The sequence below is a fragment of the Exilibacterium tricleocarpae genome (genome assembly GCF_007004655.1).
Lineage (GTDB): Bacteria > Pseudomonadota > Gammaproteobacteria > Pseudomonadales > Cellvibrionaceae > Exilibacterium > Exilibacterium tricleocarpae.
The window spans coordinates 46,955-69,667 of sequence record NZ_ML660108.1; the positions used below are offsets into that span (position 1 = coordinate 46,955).

Consider the following 22,713-nt stretch of genomic DNA (forward strand, 5'->3'; position numbering starts at 1 on the left):
CGCTAGTGACCGGTTTTTCCTGGTGGGGCGGGATGGCAATTCCTGGCATGGGTAGGGCGCTGCTGTTCGTAGTGCTGCTGAGGGTTGTTTGCACAGCTCAAGTACCGGGGTTAAAAAAGTCCGCGAGCAGGCGGCCCAGTTCGGCCGGTGCATCCTCCTGCAGGAAATGGCCGCAGTCAGGCAGGGCGGTAAGTTCCGCCCCGGGCAGGTCGGCCTGCAGGCGCGCCATGGTGGCGGCGATATCCGGCAGAATACGATCTTTGGCGCCGTAGATCAGCCGCACCGGCACGCCGATTTGAGGCAATTGCCGGGCGATATAGGTGAATCCGCCGGGATGCATACCGCGGGCTGCCTGCAGCAGCGCCCGGCGCGCCGAGGCGGAGGCAAATGGGGCACAGTAAGGTTTCATTACCACCGGTGTGATAGCCGCCTTGTTCACCACTCCCAGCCGCAGTGTCCACTGCAGGCCGGCGGGGCTGACCAGCCAATGGCGCACCCCGGGGAGCACCGTCGCTAATAGAAAGGCTTTTACTGCCCAGGACACCTTTGGGTACACCAAGGTATTGAGCAGTGCCAGGCGGCTGACTTTTTGCGGGTTTTTGGCCGCCCACATCAATCCCGCCGGGCCGCCGAGATCGTGTACCACCAAGGCGGTACGGGCGATACCCAATTCGGTCAGAAAGGCGTCGATGGCCGCCGTATAGAACTTGAAGCTGTAGGTGCGCCCGAGCGGCTTGCTGGATTCTCCGAAGCCCGGCAGGTCCAGGGCAATGACCCGGTGCGTCGGCGCCAGCCAGGGCATAACGTTGCGCCACAGGTGGGATGAGGTGGGCCAGCCGTGCAGCAACAATAGCGGCTCGCCCGCGCCGCAGGCCAGGTAGTGAAGTTCCAAATCCCCGCAGGTGATTCTATGGCTGACGGGTTGATGGTGAAGGGCGGAGGTCTGGTTATTGTGCATGGGTTTGTGCCTGTTGTTGTCGTATTGATGTCCGTGTTTCTGTTGGTTTCGGGGGGCTTGCTGGGTTGCCCGAAGTCCGGTGGCTCCAGGGCGACTACCGGAGGCGTCGGTGGCAGCCGGAGCATAGTGCGTTACCAGCCGAAATCGGTCTCGCGGCGGCACGGTGCGGGGACATAACTTTAGTTGTGTCCCCCTAGAGTGGTGCCACGTTGTTTCTTTAAACCCCCGCCACCGATTCACTCCGCCTTCCAAAGAATCAATCAACATCACTACGCGTGGGAAGTGGTGGTTTTAATGTGCTCTGTGGCCCCATTCTAGGGGGACACAACTAAAGTTATGTCCCCGCACTGTGCCACTCGAAGAGGTGCCACTAGTCCCGTTATGCACCAACATCACCACCAAAGGTAGACGCCTTAGGCGAAAGTAGGCAGTCACAGCGAGCGTCGTTTGGGCGGATTTATCTATTAGTGACGTATCGTCACTATTGATGGGGGTATAATGACGCTTCGTCACTAATAAAGCAAGTACTTGATACCATCATTCGGGACCCGACTATGCCCAAAGTTGTCACTGCGGAACAATTGATGGAGCGCGAGCAGGTTATTATTGATGCGGCCTGCGACATTATCGGTGAGCTTGGCTTTGCCGGGCTCACTATGGACGCGGTGGTGGCCCGGGTGCCCTATTCCAAGGGCAGTCTCTACAAGCAATTCAACAGCACCCAGGAGCTGTTGCTCGCCATCACCAACAGTGGCGCCGGCAAACTGTTGGCGCTGATGGAGCGGGCCTACCGGTTTGCGGGCGGCACCCGTGAGCGTTACCTGGCGCGCGCCTATGCTTACTTTCTCTACAGCCAGTTATATCCCATACATTTTTTCAGCGAACTGGAGGCCCTGTCACCCATTGTGCGCGAAAAAGCCTCGCGGCAGCGGTTGCGCGAAGGCGACGATCTGCTGCGACAATTCCGCCGCAACGCGGAGCGCTTTGTCCGTGCCGGCGTCGATGCGGGTGACCTGGTGCTGGCACCCGGCGTCAGCGCGGCGGCCGTTGCCGACAGTTCCTGGTCGGCGGAGTTCGGGCTGGCGGCCTATAACCTGATGCATGCGGGTAACCGGGCGCAGGCGAAGGCGCGCAGAGCGGCGCTGGAGGAGAAAATTTTCTGGCATGTCAACGTGTTTCTGGATGGTCTCGATTGGCGGCCGCTGGCGATGGAGCAGGATTACCGGGTTACCTGGACGCGACTTAAGGATGAGCTTTTGGACGCGCAGACTGGTACGCGATAATATCGCTGTCGGCCGACAAGCGATTTCGACTGCGGTTCCGACCTCTTTTTTTTTGAATATACCAGGCTAAGCCGTCAAATCGGCCTTGCTTTTTTTACCGAGTGACACTTTCTCGGTTTACCTGCTTTGCTCCCTTTGCTGGTGCTCTGCAGGCCGTCCGGAACGCCGCGGTTCGGCGTGGGACTTGATCGCCACCCACACTGCAAACAGGATTACCAGCGCCCCTGCCACGGTGGTCAGGCTGGGGATTTCCCGCAGCAGCAGCGCCGCGAAGGCGATGGCGTAGAGCGGTTCGAGGCCGACGATCACACTGGCCAGTTGCGCCTTCACCACCGCCAGCGCTCTGACCAGCAGCGATTGGGGAATGGCGGTAAAGATCACGCCCAGCAGCGCCAGCATGGCTATTTCACCGGCATCGGGCCAGGCGCCGAGCAGGCCGACGAAAGGCAATACGCACAGCGTTGCCGATGTGTGTTGATAAAAGGTAATAAGGAGAAAGTGATTTCTGCGGACCAACTTGCGGTTCATCAGGGTGAACAGCGCCAGCACCCAGCCTGAGGCTACCGCCCAGGCCAGCGCCAGGGTCTGGCTGTCGGTGATATCGAAGTCGGGTACGACCAACAGCAGTCCGGCGAAGACCAGCAGACCGCTGATCATGTCCAGAAGCTTGAGTCGTTCGCCGAATAACAGCGGCTCCATCAAGGTGACGAACACCGGGTAGGTCGAGAAGCCGATGACGCCTATGGCAACTGTGGAGAGTTGAATCGAATAGAAGAAAGCAAACCAGTGCAGCGCCAACACCAGTCCCGATATCAGCAACAGGCCGGCCTCCCGGGTCGACTTGACCGCGCGGCTGATACCGAGCAGGCGCAGTAGCGCGTAGATGGCGACGGCGGTAAACAGCGAGCGGCCGGCGATAATGGTCGCTGGGTTGACGGCCAGGAACTTGCCGAACAGGCCGGTCATACCCAGCAGCAATACGGCGAGATGCAGTTCGAGCAGGCTTGAGCCGGAAAAGCGGTAGCTGCGGATTTTCAAGACGGTGCCTGCCGGCTCGAGTCTGCGGTGCCGGTGTTGTCGGGCACCAGCCAATCGGCCCCGGCACGGGTGGCCGCCACCAGCAGGGCATTTTTGCGGTCGCTGGCGGCGATGCGTTCACCGGCTGTGGCGGCGCTGATTCGCCATACTCGCTGGTGGCGTTGCAGCAGCCGCGCCAGCGCGGTTTCCAGGGGGGTGTCGAGGTACCAGCATTCGTCGAAGCACCCGTCCAGCGCCCGCCAGGGACCGGCCCGGTAGAGTGTGTATAAACCCTCGATAAACACCAGCCGGCAGCCGGCCGGCACGGCGATGGCGTCCGGTACCGGATCGCCCGCCTCGTGGGCAAAGTCCGGCCACATAACGGTGGTGCCGGCGGCGTCGCGCAGTTGTCGGACTTTGTCGGCAAACCCCGGTGCATCAAAAGTCCAGGGTGCGCCGCGGCGGTCCAATGCGTGCTGCGGATCGGGCATTTGTTCGAGCTGTGCCTTGGTCAGGTGAAAGCCGTCCATGCCGAGTGCGGCGGCGCTGCCGGCGCCGAGTTGGTAATTTAACGATGCAGTCCAGTGTGCGGTTAAGGTGCTCTTGCCCGCGCCCGGTGGGCCGGCCAGGGCGATTAGCCTGGGGGAGGGGGTGCGCTTGAGTTGGTGCAATAGGTGTGCAACAGGGTCGTCCAGGTATTGCATGCGGCACTCCGGTTTTTGCGGTGTTCCATGGCCGCTAGATTATAACACCGCTAAATTGTGCGGCTTTGAGGGACGCCTGGAATGGCACTGCTTTAAGCAAAAGTGTGCTAATTGGCCGGTTTACCGCTGGGTGGGGCTTTCAGAAACACATCGTGAACCCATCCCTGGGGATTTCCCGACAGCATCCCTGCTGTCGAGAGTTTCTGAAAGCCCCACCCAGCGGTAAACCTACTTCCGATATTCTTAACCAAGATCGTTAGGGATAGTGTGGAGGTCGATAAACTGCGCAAATTTGCTTAAAGCAGTGCCATTCGGGACGCCTGCAACTTAGCAGTTTAGATCCATATCATCGAGCCGATAAAGCTCAATGAACTTTAATCAGTTGCTAAGTTGCAGGCGTCCCTCGGTTCTTTCTAAATACCGTTTTTCAAGACCTTCACGACGCCACCACCGCGGTAACCAGCAGATTCATACGCGTGGCCACTGCCTCTGCCGCTGCCGCGACAGCCTCAAGACTGGCCAACGGCACCGTGACCGTCACCCGCAGTTCGCCGCGCTCGGTCTGGTCGCCGGCGGCGCTGAGTTCGAGGTCGGGAAAGTCACGCCGCAAGTTCTCCAGCACCGCCGACTCCGCCGCCATTGCCCGCAGGCTCGGCTTGTGGATTTTGCCCACCGCGGTTACCGGCAATGCCTCCATAATGGTGACCTGTTTCGGGCACGCCGGGGGCTCCTCGATACGCTCGGCAATAAACGCCTGCAGGGTGTCGGCGTCCACTTGCCGATCCGAATTGAGTTGCACATAGAGCACCGGCAACTCGCCGGCGTAGGCATCCGGTTTGCCCACCGCGGCGGCCAGCGACACCGCCGGGTGCTGCTCGGCGCAGTGCTCGATGACCGCTGGATCGATATTGTGGCCGCTGCGGATAATCAGGTCCTTGGCGCGCCCGGTTAAAAACAGGTGCCCGTGCTTATCGAGATAACCCAGGTCGCCGCTGTGCAGCCAGCCCCGGGCGTCCAGCGGCGAGGGCTGGCTGCCCAGGTAACCGCCGAACACCTGGGGTCCGCGCACGTAGATTTCCCCCACTTCGCCCGGCTGGCCGGCGGCGCCGTCGATACGGATTTCCGTTACCGGCGGCACCCAGCCGACGCTGCCGCGCACCGGCGTTACCGCAGCATTGGGTACGGTAATTAACCCGGCGGTTTCGGTCATACCGTACATCTGGTGGATCGGCAGACCGGTCACCGCCTGCACTGCATCGATAAGCGACAGTGGCACCGGCGAGCCACCTGCGGCGACCATTTTCAGGCTGCTGATATCGGCGTCCCCGACCGGCACCTGCATCATGGCGGCGACCGAAGTGGGGATGCCGCCGGTAAAGGCGATGCGGTAGTGTTCCACCAGCCGCCAGCAGTGGCTGATCACCTCCGGGTTGCGAAAGCCGCCCAGCGTCGGCAGCAGCATATTGCCTATGGCCGCCAGGGTGCCGAGGCTGCTGACGGTCGAGCCGGCCACATGAAACAGCGGCAGGCCGTTGATAACGACATCGCCCGCTGCGTTGCCGCTGTAGCGGGCCCGGTTACAGCCGGTGGTGACCTGGTTTTTGTGTGTGTGCAATGCCAGCTTTGGAATACCGGTGGTACCGCCGGTATGAAAGTAAGCAGCGACATCGTCCGGGCGCGGGCGCCAGGCATCGGGTAACCCTCCCGCGTCCTGTTCCAGCACGGCCTGATCGTAATGGGGGCGGGTACCGCCGGGATCGGGAAATACGACACTATAGATCTGTTTCAGGCGCGGCAGCTTTGGCGCCACTGCCTGTACTTTTTCCCAGATATCGATAACCGGGTTGGGGCCCAGCGCAAAAATCACCTCGGTGCCGGCGGTGGCCAGCAGACCGGCCAGGGCCGTCTCGCTGAGCAGTGGGTTGACCGGGTTGGCGATGGCGACCGATTCGGCGCCCCACAAAATTGCCTGGGTCTGGGGAATATTCGGCAGCAGCAGGGAAACCACACCGCTGCGATCGTCGAGATGGCTGCGCGCCAGGCGGGCGCTGCGGTTGACGGCGGCAAGCAGCTCTGTGTAGCTGGTGCGGCTGTCGCGAATCTCCGGGGTAATGGCTTCGAGAAAGGTAATGGCCGTACTGTCACCGCCGACCGCGGCGGCCTGCTCGATTAGCTCGTAGACCGTGGTTATCTGATCGAGATGTTGCATCGCGTCTCTCCCCGTGCCTGTCAGCCTGCTGAAAACGTCAGGTTAGCGGGGGGCGTTGTCCTTCACAAGTGCAGTCGCGCAATCGCGTAGTTTGGCCAGGGCCTCGTGCTCGATCTGGCGCACTCGCTCGACGCTGACACCGACCTGTTCGGCGACTTCCCGACAAGTGTAGCTGTCGGGCATCTGGATGCCGTAGCGCATGCGGATAACGGTCTGTTCGCGGCGCGACAGGCGGGCGATATGGCGGTGTATGAGGGTGGCGACGGCGGCGCGGCCGGTTTGGGTTTCGATACTGGCCTGGCCGCCGGCAATGCTCTGGCCGAGGGTGGGAGAGCCCTCCTCGGCCATGGGGCGGTCGAGGGATAAGGTGTGCTCGGCGCTGAGCAGCTCATTGGCGCGATACTTCCGGTCCAGCTTGTCGAATTTGGTTTGCTCCGCCGGCGGCAGTGGCGTGTCCGGTGCCGCCGCCTGTTTTGCCGCCAGGCGTTTCCAGATGCGCAATTCATCGGCGATATTGGACGGCAGCCTGATAATGCGCCAGCGGTCGCTGACATAGCGGAAGACACGCTGTTGAATCCACCAGTAGGCATAAGTGGAGAAGCGGTAGCCCTTGGTGATATCAAACTTTTCCAGGGCCCGCAGCAGACCCAGATTTCCCTCCTGGATCAGGTCCGTCATGCTGTACAGCGGGCTCCAGTAGCGTTTGCTGATATGGACGGCCAGGCGCAGGTTGGCGTTTACAACCTGCTCCCGGGTGGCTTCGACACGCCGCTGCAGGTGACGCAGGCGCCGCCGCCCGGCCCGATTCAGGCCGCTGTCGGGGTTGCGCAACTGCTCGGTGGCGGCGCGCAGCAAGCCGGCGTGGTCCGCCGGCGAGGGGTCGCCGGGCAGCAATTGGGTCAGGGCTTCAACGTCACTGCTCAGGCGCTGCAGCAAAGCCGCTTCCTCGGCGCTGGAAAGCAGCGGGTATCGGCTTATTTCCCGGAGATAGAGCAGCAGCGGTGCCTCGGTGCGATCCCCGGCCTCGATATCGGACGCCGGCGGTGGCTTGGCAGGTGGACGCAGTTCGGTGACTTCGTCGCGTGAGCCGGCACTGTCGCCGTCGAGATCGGCGAGGGTCAGCTCGTCGTATGGGGCGTCGTCTGCGTCAATGCTGTCGATCAGGGTGTGTATAAAATCGTTCATAGTTAACTACAAACTTAGACAATATGGTGATATTTAAGCATGAGTAGCGTATTATTTGAACTAATGTCGAAATTATGTCTAGCATATATATAGACTTTATAAGTGGCGTATAACTATGAAAAAAGTAAGGCCAAAAAAAGCGGAGTCGAAAAAAATAGGGCCAAAATCCGCGGGCAACCAGGGCAACCAGGGCAACCAGGGCAACCAGGGCAACCAGGGCAACCAGGGCAACCAGGGCAACCAGGGCAACCAGGGCAACCAGGGCAAACCGGCAGAGGCGCCCGGTTACTCCATTGGTGCGGTGACCCGCTATACCGGTTTATCGGCCCATACCCTGCGGGTATGGGAGCGGCGCTACGCCGATTTCTCCATTAGTCGCACGACCAATGGGCGGCGCCTGTATACCGAGGAGGACATCGCCCGTCTCAAGCTGATCAAGAAGCTGCTTGCCACCGGTCACAAGGTCAGCGAGCTACTGCCGCTGGCCATGGCGCAGCTCGAGGAGATGTGCTCCCTGTCGGTGAAAAGTGTGCCCCGGGTCGCAGTGTGGGGCGATTGGCTGCCGGGTGTGATGGAAAGGGACGGACAGGTTTTGTCGGCTCTGGAGATTGTGATCAGCACCGATTCCATCGCCACATTGAACAGTGGTCTCGATGCCGTCAGGGTGGATAGCTTGATTCTGGAGATGGACACTATCGAGCGCAAGAACCTGCGGTTTTTCCGCAATATGCAAAACCATGTGGCGCCGGGCCGGCTGGTGGTGGTGTATCACTATGCGCGCCGGGAGATTATTACCGAGTTGCGCGCCATGCGGGCGCAACTGCTGCGTGCGCCCATCGACACCGGTCAATTGCTGCAGTGTGTGACGGCCGGTGCCGGCGCGCGGGAGAAACGCCGAGCGGAGATCGACGGCATTACATTGGCGGGCGAGGTGTCGCCGCCGCGGTTCAAACGTAAACAGTTGAGTTACCTGAGCAAAATCAGTACGGGGATCGACTGCGAGTGCCCGCAGCATCTGGCGAGCTTGATCCTGTCGTTGTCGGCGTTTGAGCGTTACAGCCAGCAGTGTGAGAGTCGCGATAGCGACGATGCGGCTTTGCACGGCGATATCTATCGTACTACTGCGGGGGTGCGGGCGTTGATGGAGGATATGCTCGGTCGTGTGATTGATGCTGAAGGGATTGAGTTGGATGAGGGTTGAGCGTGGTCGGTGATAGTCCACATCTAAGTACCCATAAATAATGTCTATGGGGCTATAATTTTATTGCGGAGTGTGGCGAATCAACTGTTCTCACTCCACCCCTGAGGGCTCGCGCACGGCTTCCCTGCCGTGCACGGTCTCAGCAGGGGGCGCCCTCAGTTGATTCTTCAGGCTTGCCTTCAGTTTTCTTCTCATGGCTTTTAAAAAGCTTGGAACAAGAAGCTCAGGGGTTAATCGCGAGCGCCCCGATTTCAAACAGGGCGGTATTGCAAAAAAATAGACCACTTCAAACAGTTGCGCGTAGGTAGATGGATTGATCAACGTCTACTTTTTATCTGCGTTGCGAGGCTGCAAACGGGTCTGAAAAACCGCTTTACCATCCACATCCGCCACTACCAGCGCAAGTGTTCCCTGTTTGTCGATCTGGATCTTTCCATAGTTCATCCATCGTCTGGCCCGTTCCCAGGTCTTCACGCTGTCGACTGTCTCCGGACCATAAAAAAACAACCGCTGGGTACCGAACGACGTATCGAAGCGGCGGTTGGGAAACAGGCCGGCGTTAAGTGGCCCGGTAACGGCTTCGTGAACAGTGAACTGCGGTGTATCGGCAAAGGGCTGATAGCGAAATACAGAGGCAAAATGCACATCGGTCGTGATAAACAAAGCGTTGGCGTTAACGGTGCGCAGATGTTTAAGTATAACGGTGAGTTCTCGCTCGAACCCCGTTGCCGATTGCGGGATACCGGTCGCCGTGGGAGCGCTATTGGCGTCGTCGTTGGCCCAACTGTCCCGCCCCAGCTCCGGTGGTGACCCGGTGGGAATCGATATGGGCACGCTCGATACAATCACCTTCCAGGTGGCGTTGGAGTGCTCCAGCCCCTCCAGCAGCCATTGCAACTGTGTTTTGCCGAGCATGCTTTTGTTGCCGTCGCGGGTATCTTTGTCGAGATTGGCATCGCGATACTGGCGGTTGTCCAGCAGGAACAGCTCCAAGTGCCGGCCCCAGCGAATGCGGCGATAGAGCCGATGGGGTGCCGCCGGATCTTCGCGGATTGGGTTGTAATTGAGCAGTGCCTGCAAACCTATCGGCAGCAGTGCGGCACCGGGCGTATAGGGAGCGTCGTCGCGGGTGTCGTGGTGGGGACCGAAATCGTTAACGACCTCATGGTCGTCCCAGACCGCGTAATAGGGCAGTGAGGCAAGCAGTTTACGCAGTCCCGTGTCTTCGCGGTTGTATTTCCAGTGGGCCCAAAAGTTTTCCAGATCGGCTGCCGGTTGAAAGTGGCCGGGTACCTGCCGGTTGCCGTAGCGGCCGGTGGCTGTGCAGATGCCGTCGGCGTAAACCATATCGCCGAGACCGATAAAAAAATCGATGGGCTCGCGGTTGATAGCGTTAAAGATAGGAAAGCCTTCACGTGCGTCCCGGCAGACGTTTTGACCCGCCAGGTCGCCACTCCAGGCGAAGTTTACCGGCACCCGCGCCGCTGCCGGCGGCGCTGTTTTAAAGTGCCCTGCGCTGTAGACCTGCGATCCGTCACTGTCCCGGTCCGCGCTGAACCAGACGCGGTAGCGATAACGCGTGCCGGGCCGGAGTTGGTCGAACAGGATTTTGCCGGTGAAGTCGGTGTCGGCCTCGACGCGGGCGTATCGGCGCAAAATCTTATCGCTCTGTTCGGCGCTGACTGTCGCGTGCATAAACGCGGCGGCGGAGGCCCGCGACCAGATGACGGCGTTGTTTTCAGTGACATCGCCCACGGCCACCCCGTGGCTTGGCAGCCGCTCGGGACTTTTCTGTGCCGCGGCCGGTAGTGGAAGCAGGCACAAGGCTATCGAAAACAGTATCAATATCGGTATTAACGGCAGCTTCAGCTCCGGCTTCAACACCGGTATCAACAGGCGGGCACTTCCACCCATAGTCGCTTCCTTTTGCTTTTTGTGACGTTCCACTGTAGTCAACACAGTTGACAATTACGTGACGGCGTCCCATTGGTGTCGAGGTGTCGCTGCCGGTAGATGCCCAAAGCTAAATATTCTCTATATATCCTGCCAAAACCTGTGTATTGCCCCCATGTAGTAGTAGAGAATAAAACGCAGTCGTGCCGACTGCACCTATATATACGGAGAACCTATGTATGAACGAACTTGTAGAGAGTCTTAGCAAAAAGCAACCGATTATCGGCGGCGGGAATTTTCGCGGTCTGGGGGCGTTTAAGGAACAAATCGATAAAGACTATGTGTTTATCAAGTTTACCGAGCCTCAGGGCAGTCTCGATCTGGCGATTCATCCCGATCCGAAAACGTCTGATTGGGAGAATGCGGACTTTGAAAACGGCACGGGTACCGTGCACCTGGAAGGTGAAGTGGGTCTTAACTACGTCAAGTGCCGCCTGGTGGCCGATGTGAATCTGGAAAATCTCGAGGGGGAAGGCTATCTGGTGCCGCTTGAGGAAATGCCCGAATCTGCAGCCTATGAAGCGGCGCGGGAAAAGTACAGAAATCAAGAACAACCGACGGCTTGACTCTGCGGGGACCAACATGTTTTAAACCCCAAGCCGTTCTAAACCCTGAGCGATTGCAAACTATTCAATTGTCACCGGTATATCGAAAAACCACCTGTTAACGAGGAGCAACACCAATGAATGAATTAGTCGAATTTCTTACCAAACCCCAGCGCGTTATCAACGGTAGTAACAGTAAAGGCGTGCAGGATTTTAAAGACCAGATCGACCGCGGTTACGTATTTGTCAAATTTACGGAAACCAAAGGCGGCACCGATCTGGGCGTGCGTATGGACCCGGACAGTTGCGATATTTCAAAGGCGGATTTTGAAGCCGCAACCGGTAGTGTGCATATTGAGGGCGATCTGGAACTCAATTATGTCAAGGTGCGGTGCAAGGCGGATATCAACTTGGAGAACCTGGAAGGCGAGGGTTACCTGGTGCCGCTGGAAGATGATGAGGAGAGCGCCGCTTAGCGGTGGTTCCGGGTAATATGGTGGTGGCATGGGGTTGGTTTGTGGCACTCTCTGGCATAGGCCAGAGCAAAAATGAAAAGACAATTCTTGCTCTGGCTCGCATGGCACTTGCTTCAAACGCCTACTTCTGGAATTTAAGAGGATTTGCGCCGATTTATCGACCCCTGCTCAGTCGTATCGGACTTGACTAAGAATACTTTGGGTAGGCCTGCCTCTGGAGGGGGCTTTCAGAAACTCTCGACAGCAGGGATGCTGTCGTGAAGTCCCCATGGATGGGTTCACGACGTGTTTCTGAAAGCCCCCTCCAGAGGCAGGCCGGTCAATTAGCACGTCTTTGTTTGACTACCAGAAGTAGGTGTCTAGAGCGAGCGCCATTCTGGTCTGACCCCGTACCGTGCCACTGCGTGCCGCGCTATTCTGGACCGTGCCGCCGCGCATCGCGCTATTCCATATTGTGCCGTGTGTCCGATCATCGGCGTAATGCAAGTCAGACTGCACGGCCCGACTAACCGGGTTGCCAGAGTTCTATCTTATTGCCCTCCGGGTCGATAAACCAACCGAAACGGCCATAGTCGTAGTCTTCTATGCCGCCCACCAGGGTCGCGCCGCCGGCTTCGACCTGCTTGAGGGCTGTGGCCAGGTCGTCGACAATCAGGTTGATCATAAATGGCTTGGTGGAGGGGCTGAAGTAACGACTGTTCTCATCGAACGGCCCCCAGACACTGAAACTGTTGCCGGGTAAGTCCGCGCGGTTAAATTCGACCCCGCCCTGTTCGTTGATGGCCAGGCCCAGGTGGCGCGCATACCACTGGCTGAGCTGTTGCCGGTCCCGGCATTTGAAGAATACTCCGCCTATACCCAGCGCTTTAGCCATACCTTCCCCTGCTACCGAAGTCGGTTGTCAGTGATTCACTGTACCAGTTAGCCGCTGGTTTGGCGACCGCAGAACCGAGTGCGCTAAGCCGCCCGGCGCCAGATAAACGGTCGCTTGTAAGCGTACATATTCAATGCCGACAACATCAACGTCGCGTAACCCAGCTCAAAGAGATAGTAGCCGTCCAGGGCCGATACCTCGCCGTAGCGTTTGACCCCCAACGCCGGCAATAGCACTGAATATAGCAGGGTCTCCAGCAGGGCCACATAAAAAAAGTAGCGCCAGAACACCATGGTGTAGATGGGTTTGTAGTAGGCAAATCCGAACAGCCCCACGGTCGCCACCACCGACACCGCCACATCGAGCGTATCCAGCAGCGTCTGGCCCTCCAACTGGGGCAGGGCGATCATGGCGATAAGCATGGCGCTGGCGTTGAACCAACAGTAAAATTTCCACCAAAATGAGTTGCTGCGCCCGGGATCGCCCTTGTCGAGATCGGAGGTGGGTGGTTTATAGGGGTCCTGGTCCATTGCGATTGTCTCTGCGGTGGCGACCTGTCAAGTTAGCAAACCGGGGCGCCGAATAAAAGCGAGTAAATCACAGTGGGCTATAGCACAATAGGGCGTTTTGCAGGCAGGGAATCCGGAGAATAAGTGATGAACAATGTGGTCAAGGGGGGGCTATTGCTGCTATTGGCGGTGGCGGCGATCGGCCTGGGGTTGCTCGTTACGCGGATCGGCTTTAATACCATCCAGGAGATGCGCCAGTTGGAGCGGGTACCGGCCACCAAGGTCGCTGCCGCATTGGCCGGCGAGGTCAATATCACCGCCCGTGCGGAGGTGGACCAGCCACTGCTCAGCAGTCGTTACAGTCGCACGCCCAGCATTTACTACCGCTATCTCAAGGAAGAAGAAAAGCGCGATAGCGATGGCAAAACCTCCTGGAGCACGGTTATCGATGTGGCCGAGGCAGTGGATTTCTGGCTGGTGGACGACAGCGGCCGCGTGCGGGTGCAGGCCGGCAGCGATGTTAGGGGTATCGACTGGTCAGTGACCCGCAGCCTGCGTCAACACAGCGGCAAATACCGTCACACGGAGTGGCGGGTTGAGCCCGGCAATACGCTGTTTGTCTTTGGATTTGCCCGCCAGGCGCCGGTTGGTCAAGTGAGGGGCGCACCGGGTGAATTGTCTGTGGGGTTCTCCACACCCGGCCATTACAGCCCGATTATCTCTACCTTCGGCCTCGCCCATGAGAGCGCCGGCATGGGTAATTACGGCCTGTTGGCGTTGTGGGGTGGGCTGGCCCTGGTGTCGCTCGGCGTATTCGGCGGCATTTGCGCACTGCGGATTCACCGCCTGCTGGTCTATCTGTCGATACTGACATTGGTGCTGACCCTGGTGCTGGTGCAATTGGCATTGACCATGATGCGCCAGGACCTTACCAACGGTCTGGAACGCTACCAGCGCCAGGCTGCGGCGGCGACCACGCTGTTGGAGCGCCAGTTGCGCGCCGGCGGCCTGTCCTGGCAGGGTTGGGCCGATGCCGGCGACTTTACCGGGCCCGCCTACGCCGCGCTGCCCCCGGCCGAACGCCTGCGTTTGCGTGAGGTGCGTTTAAATCTGGCGGCAGCCCACCAGCGCCTGTTGCAGCACCTGCAGGCGACACCGGAAAAGTGGCTGGTGCCGCTGTGGGATATCACCGCCCCGCCGGCGCCCGCGGCACTGCCGGCCGCCGATCGCGACGAACTGGCCCGGCGCGCTGCGGCCTATCTGCCCACGCGTCTCAGCGGTGCGCTGCTGTGGCTGGCCTTTGGCGGCGGCTTGCTGGCGGCGGTGGTCCTGACCGGGTACGGCTTTCGCCAGGTGCGTTACAAGCGCTTGATCGAAAACATTCCCACCAGTAAAACGTTAGGCGTGAGCTGCGGTCTTGCCGAGGTAAAAGGCAAGGTGGTGCTGCCGCCGGATGGCACGCCCTTGCAGGCGCCTCTCAGTGGCGCCGACTGTACCTGGTATGACTATAAAGTGGAAGAAAAGCGCGGCAGCGGTAAGAACAGCCGCTGGGTAACCTTGGAGGAGCGCACCGAGCAGCGGCGGTTTCACTGTCGCGACGACGAGGGCCGGGTCGGCATCGACCCCAAAGGGGCCGATATCATCAGCCGGCACCGAGTGGTGCGGCGCGAAGGCCGGCTGCGTTACCGAGAGAACAGCCTGCGCCTGGCGGATGCGCTCTATGCTATCGGCTTTGCCGATATCGACCGGCAGCGGCCGGATACCCTGGTGCTGAAGGCCGGCGCCGCGCACGAGCCGTTTATCCTCAGTAACTACGACGAGGCCACGGTCATGCTGCGCAAGGCCCGCTGGGGTATGTTTAGCCTGAATATGGCGTTTGTGGGGTTGTTGCTGGCGCTGTTGATGGGCTTTGGTTACAGCGGCAGCTTCGCCGCCACCGACTTTCTGGCGGCGGCACTGGTCGCCCCCGGCTATATGCTGTTGCTGATGCTGATTTTGCATTACAACGATTTGATTTACCTGCGCGAGCGGGCCCAGCGCAACCTGGCCAATATCCAGGTATCGCTGCGCAAGCGCAAAAACCTGGTGCCCAATCTGGAAAAGCTGTGCCGGCGTTACCTAGCCCATGAGCGCGGTTTGACCGAGATGCTGACGCGGATGCGCACCGCCCACGGCAGTTCACTTGATGACCCGGGGCAGATGCCGTTGTTCCTCAGTGTGCTGCACAGTATCGGCGAGCAATTCAAAGCGACGCTGGAGGACTATCCGGCGCTGCAGGGCAACAAAATTGTCGGCAAACTACTGGCGTCCATCACGCGGCTGGAAAATGAACTCTCGTTACTGCGCGCCGGTTACAACGACGCGGTGGAACTCTACAACGCGAGAATTGCCAGCTTTCCGGACCTGGCATTTGCGCGCCCGTTTCAGTTTACCGCTTTACCTTTCCTGCACGATATATCGCCCGCCGGCGGGTGAGTGATTGAGGTTACTCCGCGATATCGTCGGGGAGTTCCGGATAAGAGGGGATGGTGTCGCTAAGCGGTTGCCAGTCTACCTTGCTGTTGACACAGACATCGGCGACGGGCTTTGCATCGTGAGCGCTGTCGACACAGGCCAGGGCGATGCTCAGGTAGTCACCGCCGTCTTTGGCGAAATTCATCAGCCGCGAACCACAGTGACTGCAGAAGGCGCGAATACCGCCGGTGGAGTCATACTCCCGCAAGTGTTCTTTGCCGCGGATAAAACGCAGCGTCTCGCGCCGGGCAAACGCCTGGGTGGCAAACGCGGCGCCGTGGGATTTTCGACAGCGGCTGCAATGGCAGTTAAAAACCATGCCGGGAATCAACTCGGCTTCGAACTCAATCGCACCGCACACACAACTGCCGTTTATTGAGAGGCTCTTTCGGTCCGCAGCGGCGGTTATAACCTCACATTTCAAAAGTGACATCGATACCCAGCGTCCTCGGGGCGCCAAAAACTTGGGTGATGGCCGTCGGGGGCGGCCCCCCCGGCTGGCCGCCTACCGGCGCGGCGTAAACAATGTATTTCTCGTCGGTGATATTTCTGCCCCAAAGGGACAGGGTAAATCCACCCCTGCTGTTACCCAGTTTGAAGTCCTCGATAGTCAGGCGCGCGTTGAACAATGTGTAGGCATCAAAGCGCTGGAAGCCGAGCGGCAGGTAGGCGTAGCTGTCGGTGGACGTGGCATTGAAATGTGCACTCGCTTTGCCCCAGGGACCCTGCGCAAAGCTGTAGTCCACGGTGACGGCGCCGGCGTGCTTGGGTGTCTGGGTCAGCTTGAAGCTGCTCAGCACGGGTTCGGGGACGGCGTCGGGATCGGTAGCGGGCGGTGGTGTTGCCAGCGGATTGGGTTGCGGCGGCATATCGCCGTCGAGATAGGTGTAACTCAGGCCCAGCACCAGGTCCTGTATCGGGGTTACCGTCAGGTCGAGCTCGAGACCGTCGACGCTGACTTTGCGCCGCGCATTGATGGTTTGAATGACTTCGATATTGCCGGGGTCGGCAAAGTCTATCTGCATGTTCTTGTAATCGGTGGCGAACACCGCGGCGTTAAAGCGCAGGCGCCGGTTCCAGAACTCCGACTTCAGGCCCAGCTCCGAGGTTCTCGCCACCTCCTCATCGTAGGGCTCGAAGCGTGAGGCCCGCAGGCTGACGCCGCCGGCGCGATAGCCGGTGCTGCGTTTGAGGTAGGTGGAGATATTGGGTGTCCAGTGGTAGTCCATGGTGAGTGCAAAATCGAAGTGCTCCCAGTCGTCGGCGAAGTCCTCGAAGACGAACTGCTCGCGGGTGCCGGATTTTCTGTCCTCGGTGTAGCGCAGTCCCAGGGTGAGGTCCAGTTGGTCGTGCAGCAGCGGCGGTGTCCAGGTGGCCTGGCCGTAGGCGGCGTAGGATTCGGAGTCGGCGTCCACCAGGGTTGGCGGCAGCGGCACGCTGTTCAAAATGATACCGCCCGGGCCGCAGGTGGTGAATACATTGGTGGGCAAAATGGGGGTGAGCGGCTCGCCGGTCAGGCAGCCGAACGTGTCGAGCGTGAAAAGGTTCTGCTGCGCGTCCTCGGCCTGTTCTTTGAAGTAATAGAGCCCGGCCAGCCACTCGAGGCGCTCACCGGTGCCGATCAACTGAAATTCCTGGGAAATCTGCTCCTGTTCGATGTCCTCCTGGAATACCAGGCCGTTGAAGTAAAACACACCGGCGTAATTATTGCGGACCGCCTCGTCCAGCTCCCGATAGGCGCTTAGGGACTTGAGGGTAAGCCCGTCGCTAATGTCCCAGGTTGCGGTCAGGGTGTGGGCCTGCTGTTCGGTCACTGTCGGTTCCAGGAACGCGATGGGGAACCGGGTTTCCCGTTGCCGCTGGCGCTCTCTGCCGGTGGGATCGATCAGGCCGATAATACTGTCGTCGTACATTTGCAGGTAGTTCTGTGCTGCCTCCACATCGAAGTAGTCATAGGCGTAGTCCAGCGTAAACGCATCCAGCGGCTGCCAACGCAGGCTGAGGCGGGCGGTGTCCTTATCGTATTCGTTGTAGTCCGCCGCGCCGGGGGCGGTGTTGTCGACCCAGCCGTCGCGTTTCGCGTGGCGGTAGTCGAAGCGGGCGCTGATACCGGCAAATTCCGGCAGGTTGATATGGGTGGCACTGCGAAACTCGTCAAAACGACCCGAGCCGAATACCTGTTTAATGCCCAACTCGCCGGTGGGTGCCTGGGAGATCAGATTGACGGCACCGCCGGTGGCATTGCGCCCGAACAGCGTACCCTGGGGGCCCCTTAACACTTCGATGCGCTCGAGACTGGCCAGGTCCATACCCAGGCCCTGGGCACGGCCGAGGTAGACGCCGTCCAGGTAGATCGCCACCGGGTATTCGCGGGTTATCTGGCCGACGTCGGCAGGGCCGTTACCGCGAATAGCGATATTCAGGGTGGAAGGGGTGTTGGCAAACGGCTGCACGCGCAGTGACGGGATAGCGCCATCGCCCAGCGCGTCGAGGCTGCTGATGCCCTGCACCTCCAGCTGTCTTGCGCCCAGCACCGAGATGGCGATGGGGGCCTCCTGCAACGATTGCTCGCGCTTCTGCGCGGTAACGATGACCTCTTCCAGCGCGTGCGCCCCGCTTGTTTCTTTGTTTGTTCTGTCAGCGCTCACGTCAGCACCTGTTGCCTGCGCGATGGCGGCCAGCAGCAGCGCCGGGGCCAGGGCGATGGGGCCGGGGTGGTTTTGCCTATGCATCCAATGTCTCGCCTTATTCAATGTTTTCATAGTTGTATTCTACCGTCACTGCCGCACATCGCTGTGTCTACTCAACCGCAAATCGAGTAAATCAGGGCACGGGTCTGTGAATTCCCGCCGCTGCGGGGGTGACGGATGGACAATATTAAGAAACCTTTGTCTTTATTTTTGCTTTACTCTTGCCAGTACTTTCGTTATTGAAACCGCAGCGGCAGTTGAGTAACACCGCGGCTTAAAAACGAGTCTATCCAGGGCAGTTCGGCATCGGCCGGGCAACTGACCTCGCTGAAGCGCTGTAAAATAGTTTCCAGCGCAATTTTAAGCTCCAGGCGTGCGAGATTCGAGCCGATGCAGGCGTGTATCCCGTAGCCAAAAGCCATATGTTGTTTGGCGTTTTCGCGTGCGATATCAAAGGTATCGGGATCGGGGAAGTGCTCGGGGTCGCGGTTGGCCGAGGCCACTACCACCAGTACATACTGCCCGGCAGGCAGGGTTACCCCCGACAGTGTTACGCTCTCCATGGTTTTTCTGAGTACGCAGTGCCCCGGCGGGTTAAAGCGCAGCACCTCCTCGAGAAAAGCCGGTATCAGCGCCGGTGCCGAGCGCAGATCGTGCATCAGGCCCGGTTGGCGGGCGAGCTGCATAATCGCGTGGTTGAGGGTCTGGATGGTGGTCTGGAAACCGGCGCCGAGAAATAAATCCAACGACTGGCGCAGCAGGTCGTCGGTAAGCTTCTGCCCGTCCACCTCCGCTTGCACCAGGGCCGTCACCAGGTCGGCGCGGGGGGTTGCCCGCCGGTCCCGGATAATAGAGCGGAAATAGTCGTTCTGTTTGATCAGTACGGCCTCCAGTTCCTCGATATAAGCGTCGTCTGGGCGGGTTGGGGGAATGGTTTCCAGATGGGCGATCCAATCGCTGATTTCTTCCAGGGTCTGGGTTTCTTCGGTGCCGGTGATACGGCCGATGATTTTACCGATATAGGGATAGGAAAAATCCTGCACGAAATCCACCGGCCGCCCGGCATCGGTTTTTTCCTGTATGGCTTCCACCAACTCGCCGGCGCGCTGCTGCATAAGGGGGATCAGCTCGGCCACCACCCGGGTCACAAAGGCCTTGTTGACGATGGCCCGGTGCTTGGTGTGGTCCGGTGGGTCCTCCGCCAGCATAAAGCCGCCGCGGTTGCATTCCTCGCTCAGCCAATCCGGCTGCAGCAGTGGTTTAAAGCCGGAGGACGAGAAAATATCATGGCGCCGCATGGCAAACTGCACATCGTCATAGCGGGTAATAGCGCAGAGCCCGTCGGGCTCCACCCGGCAAACCGGATAGCGGGCGCGCAGGGTGGCATAGGTGGCAAACGGGTCGGCGAGGTGCGCCGCCGAGTTAAAGGCAATGCCGGGACGGGGTGGGGAAGACATGACGGGGCCGCTCCTCGGTCACTGCATAGACGGGCTGAGGTCACAGGGGTTGACGACCTGTTGTGGACTGCAGGCCGCGGGGGACAGGTGTCCCCTAATCGCTCTCGACATTGATAAGACCTTCTTTAATTGCACCGTATATGGCTGCCGCCTGGGTGTTTACCCCCAGGGCCCGTTTGGCGGCGGCGATATGTTTATTGGCGGTATCGATGCTGATGCCGAGTTTGTCTGCTGCTTCCTTCAGGGTCAAGTCCTCCCGCGCCAGTGCGCTCAACAGCAGCAGCGGTCGCGGTGTAATTACGATATCGCGCTGATCGGCGTGGCCGAGAAAGAAGCGCGGAAACTTGGTGGTGCCGATATAATCCACCGCTTCCCCCAATAAATGCAGCACCGGTTTGCACAGATTGGTGCGGCGCTGGAACTCTTCTATCTTCATATCCTTGGAGGTGATGGAAAACAAAACCGGGCCGCCGCCGTTGTGGGCGTGCATGGGAATCAGGTAGGAGTCGTTATAACCAAAGCTCCAGTTGAAGTTGAGTATGTCCCGGTTGCGCTTGTAAGTCTCGGTGAGAAAGGGGGCCTGGTCAATGGACTTGCCGATTTGCGATTGGAACAGTGGGGCCGTATTGCCGCCGGCTACGTAGTCGAGCAGCATATCGTGTTCATAGAAGGCCTCTTCCCGGTAGTTTTTCGGCATTTCCTCCGGCAGTGTGGTGACGGGTCGCTCGACGTCTTCTTTGAGGGCCAGGCGGGCAAAGGAATAGTCGGAAAAGCCCAGCCGATTGACTACACCCAGAATTCGGGTCATAAAATCCGACATATCCTTGGCGGACGTCAGGTCCCGGTAAAAGGCGATCTGATCGATGGTGGCGGCGATGCTGGCGTCGTCTTGTGCTAACTGGGGCTTGGGCATATCCGTCTTTGCGTTATCCCGGGGAGCGCTCGTGGTGGGTCCAGTTGGCTCTGTCATAGTGTTAACCCCTCCAGAGGTATCTACGTCGCCGAACGCGGTATCCTCAGCGGCTACTCCAGTGCACACTTTTTACCATCAGTAACCGGTGCCGGCTACTTCAGTGCGCACTTTGACCTTTTTTACCTTATAAAGAACCATGAATAATACAATTAACGGCACTTAACTGTAAGTGGGAAGACGCAAAAATAGGGCAGAATACTGCTGGCAGCCTCTTTTTTCATGTGGGTCATTATTCCTGTTCACCAGGGTGGCAGCTTTCACGGGAGCGAGATAACCTGGCCGTTTTATGTCATCCCACATCTCGACCTCACTTGTACCCCACTATCCGGGACTCAGGTGGTGGTATCTACTCATGAGGCCTACTGTCATGCAGAAATATAGCCGCGTTAGTATACCTGTTTAGTGTCAAAATTTTCTGTTGTTCCTGTCACAATTTTTGCCACCCCCCGGTCTCCAGGTCCACATGGCTGGTGAGATGGGGTATTCTAATCAATAATTATTACTGTACATGGGCGTAGTTTTGATAGCTGGAACCTTGGGAAGGGGGCAGTAATCCATAGAACCACCATGTCTTAAGAGCTTCTGTTTATGAGAAAACTTGTAGCTCAGTACCGGGGGGCCTTGTTGAGCTTTTTCAACAGGCGTGAGCAGAGCCCCTGGGACGCCGAAGAGTTGACCCAGGAAGTATTTTGCAAAATATTGAAAAGCAGCCACGAACCTGTTGATCCTTATCCGGAATCCTACCTCTACACCGTGGCCTGGAGTGTGCTCAAAGACAAATCGAGACGAGATCGAGTGCGTCTGCGCAATCAGCATGTGAGCTTTGACGAGGCCTACGCCAAAGGGGATCAGGTGTCGCCCGAGCTAACCCTCAGCAGTGATCAGCTTTATGCCCGCTTTCTACAGGCCCTCGACTCTATGAGTCCCAGTGTGAGAACCGTGTTTGTCCTCAATCGCTATGAGGGCTTGAGTTACAGTCAAATTGCCAAGCGCTGCGGCATCAGTGTCAGCGCGGTGGAGAAGCATATGATGAAAGCCCTGGTGCAGCTCAAGCATTTGACCCAGGACCCCTAACCATGGCCGGCGCAAGCCTTTCGCACCTGGCGTCAAAATATCGACGATTGAGGCGTGTGCCGGGTTTTGGTTTGTCTTGCTGCGGTTCGGGCATCGCATCCAAGCCGACAGGGATGACCGCAGGGCCAGGCTCAACACCGACCTCGCCCACCACTGTCACGCTTACCGGGAGATTGAGCGGCTGTGGAGTGTGTTCCAACATGGGGTCAATATTCCAAAAATATGGGGTAGCCCCTTTACTAAAAAGGCTTACAATATCCCTTCATTCAAAGACATCGAATTAGATACCTGGACGTGCTATACGATATCTCTTTTACACCCCCTGTCGCGCTGGCAAAAATAGGGTACTGCGGCTGTCATTTTCGCCCGGAACAGTTTACCGAGTTCGCCTTTGAGCGCTACGGCGTGCATCAACCGGCAACACTCTTTAATGCCGTTGCGAAACGGAAATCAGAATTCCTGGCCGGCCGGTATTGCAGCAGTCGGGCGCTGGTGAATGTGTTCGGCACCGATTCCCGCATCGATATCAATCCGGATCGCAGCCCCAAGTGGCCCCATGGTGTTGTCGGGTCGATCACCCACAGTAAGGATCGCGCCGCGGCGATTGTCGCCAGTGATAAAGAATATATAGGCCTCGGTATCGATTTCGAAAAGCTGATGGCCTTTCCCCAGGCGCAGGAACTTCAGCACCAGATATTGGCGGATCAGGACCTTGAGTGCGAAGAATTGCGGCAGTGTGGCACTGGGTTTTTTATCACGCTGGCCTTCTCGGCCAAAGAGAGTTTGTACAAAGCGCTGTATCCGACAACGCAACAATATATGGAGTTTCAAGACCTCTATATAAAGCGGGTAGGCACCAATGCTGTGACCTTGAGCCTGTTGAAAACGTTGAATTCAAACTGGCAGTGCGGCACTGACTTTGAGATCTTATACGCCAAATATGACGATGAGATCTTCACCATGGCCTGCCTGGAGAATGCATTGCCAGCAGAATCTACGCGGAAAATATCTTAAATATACTTTTTGCTCCATCAATACCCGTCGCTTTACCATCATCCAATCGACTCCCCTATTGTAGGGGATCCAGGCGC

General features: G+C 58.6%; 19 protein-coding genes. 7 read left to right on the forward strand and 12 right to left on the reverse strand.

What is annotated here, in order from left to right:
- Window positions 1–97 precede the first annotated feature (97 nt).
- Window positions 98–958: an alpha/beta fold hydrolase gene (locus tag FKG94_RS24440; RefSeq protein WP_179957804.1), complete on the reverse strand. Its 861-nt coding sequence runs from the start codon at window positions 956–958 to the stop codon at window positions 98–100.
- 554 nt (window positions 959–1,512) lie between these two features.
- Between FKG94_RS24440 and FKG94_RS24445 the strand changes: the two genes are divergently transcribed.
- Window positions 1,513–2,241, forward strand: a complete 729-nt coding sequence (locus FKG94_RS24445; protein ID WP_142929580.1) for a TetR/AcrR family transcriptional regulator — start codon at window positions 1,513–1,515, stop codon at window positions 2,239–2,241.
- Window positions 2,242–2,358: 117 nt separating this feature from the next.
- On the opposite strand, the gene FKG94_RS24450 is transcribed toward FKG94_RS24445, so the two are convergent.
- The 4 genes from FKG94_RS24450 to FKG94_RS24465 all read right to left on the reverse strand — a co-directional run bounded on the left by FKG94_RS24450 (window position 2,359) and on the right by FKG94_RS24465 (window position 7,356).
- Window positions 2,359–3,279: a DMT family transporter gene (locus FKG94_RS24450; RefSeq protein ID WP_142929581.1), complete on the reverse strand. Its 921-nt coding sequence runs from the start codon at window positions 3,277–3,279 to the stop codon at window positions 2,359–2,361.
- Window positions 3,276–3,962 (reverse strand): nucleoside/nucleotide kinase family protein, encoded by a 687-nt coding sequence (locus FKG94_RS24455; RefSeq protein WP_142929582.1) that lies wholly within the window; start codon window positions 3,960–3,962, stop codon window positions 3,276–3,278. Before FKG94_RS24455 ends, FKG94_RS24450 begins: the two co-directional genes overlap by 4 nt.
- Window positions 3,963–4,398: 436 nt before the next feature.
- Window positions 4,399–6,171 carry an AMP-binding protein gene (locus FKG94_RS24460; protein WP_142929583.1) on the reverse strand — a complete coding sequence of 591 codons (1,773 nt, stop codon included), beginning with the start codon at window positions 6,169–6,171 and terminating at the stop codon, window positions 4,399–4,401.
- Window positions 6,172–6,213: 42 nt separating this feature from the next.
- The gene (locus FKG94_RS24465; RefSeq protein WP_142929584.1) at window positions 6,214–7,356 is read right to left on the reverse strand and encodes a sigma-70 family RNA polymerase sigma factor; all 1,143 of its coding nucleotides are present in this window, start codon (window positions 7,354–7,356) and stop codon (window positions 6,214–6,216) included.
- 115 nt (window positions 7,357–7,471) lie between these two features.
- Here FKG94_RS24465 and FKG94_RS24470 point away from each other — a divergent pair, with 115 nt between their 5' ends.
- Window positions 7,472–8,557, forward strand: coding sequence for a MerR family transcriptional regulator (locus tag FKG94_RS24470; protein ID WP_142929585.1), 1,086 nt, complete (start codon window positions 7,472–7,474; stop codon window positions 8,555–8,557).
- Window positions 8,558–8,881: 324 nt separating this feature from the next.
- Here the strand turns inward: FKG94_RS24470 and FKG94_RS24475 are convergent, their stop codons facing one another.
- The gene (locus FKG94_RS24475; RefSeq protein ID WP_142929586.1) at window positions 8,882–10,471 is read right to left on the reverse strand and encodes an alkaline phosphatase D family protein; all 1,590 of its coding nucleotides are present in this window, start codon (window positions 10,469–10,471) and stop codon (window positions 8,882–8,884) included.
- A gap of 218 nt (window positions 10,472–10,689) precedes the next feature.
- Here FKG94_RS24475 and FKG94_RS24480 point away from each other — a divergent pair, with 218 nt between their 5' ends.
- Window positions 10,690–11,076 (forward strand): MbtH domain protein, encoded by a 387-nt coding sequence (locus tag FKG94_RS24480; RefSeq protein ID WP_142929587.1) that lies wholly within the window; start codon window positions 10,690–10,692, stop codon window positions 11,074–11,076.
- Window positions 11,077–11,192: 116 nt separating this feature from the next.
- On the forward strand, window positions 11,193–11,531 hold the full coding sequence (locus FKG94_RS24485) for an MbtH domain protein (RefSeq protein WP_142929588.1): 339 nt from the start codon (window positions 11,193–11,195) through the stop codon (window positions 11,529–11,531).
- Between the two features lie 505 nt (window positions 11,532–12,036).
- On the opposite strand, the gene FKG94_RS24490 is transcribed toward FKG94_RS24485, so the two are convergent.
- The gene (locus tag FKG94_RS24490; RefSeq protein WP_142929589.1) at window positions 12,037–12,405 is read right to left on the reverse strand and encodes a VOC family protein; all 369 of its coding nucleotides are present in this window, start codon (window positions 12,403–12,405) and stop codon (window positions 12,037–12,039) included.
- Window positions 12,406–12,488: 83 nt separating this feature from the next.
- On the reverse strand, window positions 12,489–12,935 hold the full coding sequence (locus FKG94_RS24495) for a hypothetical protein (RefSeq protein ID WP_142929590.1): 447 nt from the start codon (window positions 12,933–12,935) through the stop codon (window positions 12,489–12,491).
- A gap of 126 nt (window positions 12,936–13,061) precedes the next feature.
- On the opposite strand from FKG94_RS24495, the gene FKG94_RS24500 reads away from it, so the two are divergent.
- Window positions 13,062–15,389, forward strand: a complete 2,328-nt coding sequence (locus FKG94_RS24500; RefSeq protein WP_142929591.1) for a LemA family protein — start codon at window positions 13,062–13,064, stop codon at window positions 15,387–15,389.
- A gap of 10 nt (window positions 15,390–15,399) precedes the next feature.
- Here the strand turns inward: FKG94_RS24500 and FKG94_RS24505 are convergent, their stop codons facing one another.
- From FKG94_RS24505 to FKG94_RS24520, 4 genes are all read right to left on the reverse strand, one after another.
- Complete coding sequence (locus FKG94_RS24505; protein ID WP_142929592.1) at window positions 15,400–15,861, reverse strand: GFA family protein; 462 nt, start codon at window positions 15,859–15,861, stop codon at window positions 15,400–15,402.
- The gene (locus FKG94_RS24510) at window positions 15,842–18,160 is read right to left on the reverse strand and encodes a TonB-dependent receptor (RefSeq protein WP_179957807.1); all 2,319 of its coding nucleotides are present in this window, start codon (window positions 18,158–18,160) and stop codon (window positions 15,842–15,844) included. Before FKG94_RS24510 ends, FKG94_RS24505 begins: the two co-directional genes overlap by 20 nt.
- A 194-nt stretch (window positions 18,161–18,354) precedes the next feature.
- Window positions 18,355–19,575: a cytochrome P450 gene (locus tag FKG94_RS24515; RefSeq protein ID WP_142929594.1), complete on the reverse strand. Its 1,221-nt coding sequence runs from the start codon at window positions 19,573–19,575 to the stop codon at window positions 18,355–18,357.
- Between the two features lie 94 nt (window positions 19,576–19,669).
- A complete protein-coding gene (locus FKG94_RS24520) occupies window positions 19,670–20,545 on the reverse strand; it encodes a helix-turn-helix transcriptional regulator (RefSeq protein WP_142929595.1) in 876 nt (291 codons plus the stop codon).
- Window positions 20,546–21,136: 591 nt separating this feature from the next.
- On the opposite strand from FKG94_RS24520, the gene FKG94_RS24525 reads away from it, so the two are divergent.
- Both FKG94_RS24525 and FKG94_RS24530 read left to right on the forward strand, forming a co-directional pair.
- Window positions 21,137–21,622, forward strand: coding sequence for an RNA polymerase sigma factor (locus FKG94_RS24525; RefSeq protein ID WP_142929596.1), 486 nt, complete (start codon window positions 21,137–21,139; stop codon window positions 21,620–21,622).
- Window positions 21,623–21,916: 294 nt separating this feature from the next.
- Complete coding sequence (locus FKG94_RS24530; RefSeq protein ID WP_142929597.1) at window positions 21,917–22,636, forward strand: 4'-phosphopantetheinyl transferase family protein; 720 nt, start codon at window positions 21,917–21,919, stop codon at window positions 22,634–22,636.
- Window positions 22,637–22,713 lie beyond the last annotated feature (77 nt).

Coding starts and splice junctions, on each gene's coding strand:
- FKG94_RS24455 (WP_142929582.1), bottom strand. CDS start 3,962: ATGCAATACCTGGACGACCCTGTTGCACACCTATTGCACCAACTCAAG.
- FKG94_RS24490 (WP_142929589.1), bottom strand. CDS start 12,405: ATGGCTAAAGCGCTGGGTATAGGCGGAGTATTCTTCAAATGCCGGGAC.
- FKG94_RS24525 (WP_142929596.1), top strand. CDS start 21,137: ATGAGAAAACTTGTAGCTCAGTACCGGGGGGCCTTGTTGAGCTTTTTC.
- FKG94_RS24470 (WP_142929585.1), top strand. CDS start 7,472: ATGAAAAAAGTAAGGCCAAAAAAAGCGGAGTCGAAAAAAATAGGGCCA.
- FKG94_RS24480 (WP_142929587.1), top strand. CDS start 10,690: ATGAACGAACTTGTAGAGAGTCTTAGCAAAAAGCAACCGATTATCGGC.
- FKG94_RS24440 (WP_179957804.1), bottom strand. CDS start 958: ATGCACAATAACCAGACCTCCGCCCTTCACCATCAACCCGTCAGCCAT.
- FKG94_RS24460 (WP_142929583.1), bottom strand. CDS start 6,171: ATGCAACATCTCGATCAGATAACCACGGTCTACGAGCTAATCGAGCAG.
- FKG94_RS24510 (WP_179957807.1), bottom strand. CDS start 18,160: ATGCATAGGCAAAACCACCCCGGCCCCATCGCCCTGGCCCCGGCGCTG.
- FKG94_RS24445 (WP_142929580.1), top strand. CDS start 1,513: ATGCCCAAAGTTGTCACTGCGGAACAATTGATGGAGCGCGAGCAGGTT.
- FKG94_RS24465 (WP_142929584.1), bottom strand. CDS start 7,356: ATGAACGATTTTATACACACCCTGATCGACAGCATTGACGCAGACGAC.
- FKG94_RS24495 (WP_142929590.1), bottom strand. CDS start 12,935: ATGGACCAGGACCCCTATAAACCACCCACCTCCGATCTCGACAAGGGC.
- FKG94_RS24500 (WP_142929591.1), top strand. CDS start 13,062: ATGAACAATGTGGTCAAGGGGGGGCTATTGCTGCTATTGGCGGTGGCG.
- FKG94_RS24520 (WP_142929595.1), bottom strand. CDS start 20,545: ATGACAGAGCCAACTGGACCCACCACGAGCGCTCCCCGGGATAACGCA.
- FKG94_RS24485 (WP_142929588.1), top strand. CDS start 11,193: ATGAATGAATTAGTCGAATTTCTTACCAAACCCCAGCGCGTTATCAAC.
- FKG94_RS24475 (WP_142929586.1), bottom strand. CDS start 10,471: ATGGGTGGAAGTGCCCGCCTGTTGATACCGGTGTTGAAGCCGGAGCTG.
- FKG94_RS24505 (WP_142929592.1), bottom strand. CDS start 15,861: ATGTCACTTTTGAAATGTGAGGTTATAACCGCCGCTGCGGACCGAAAG.
- FKG94_RS24515 (WP_142929594.1), bottom strand. CDS start 19,575: ATGTCTTCCCCACCCCGTCCCGGCATTGCCTTTAACTCGGCGGCGCAC.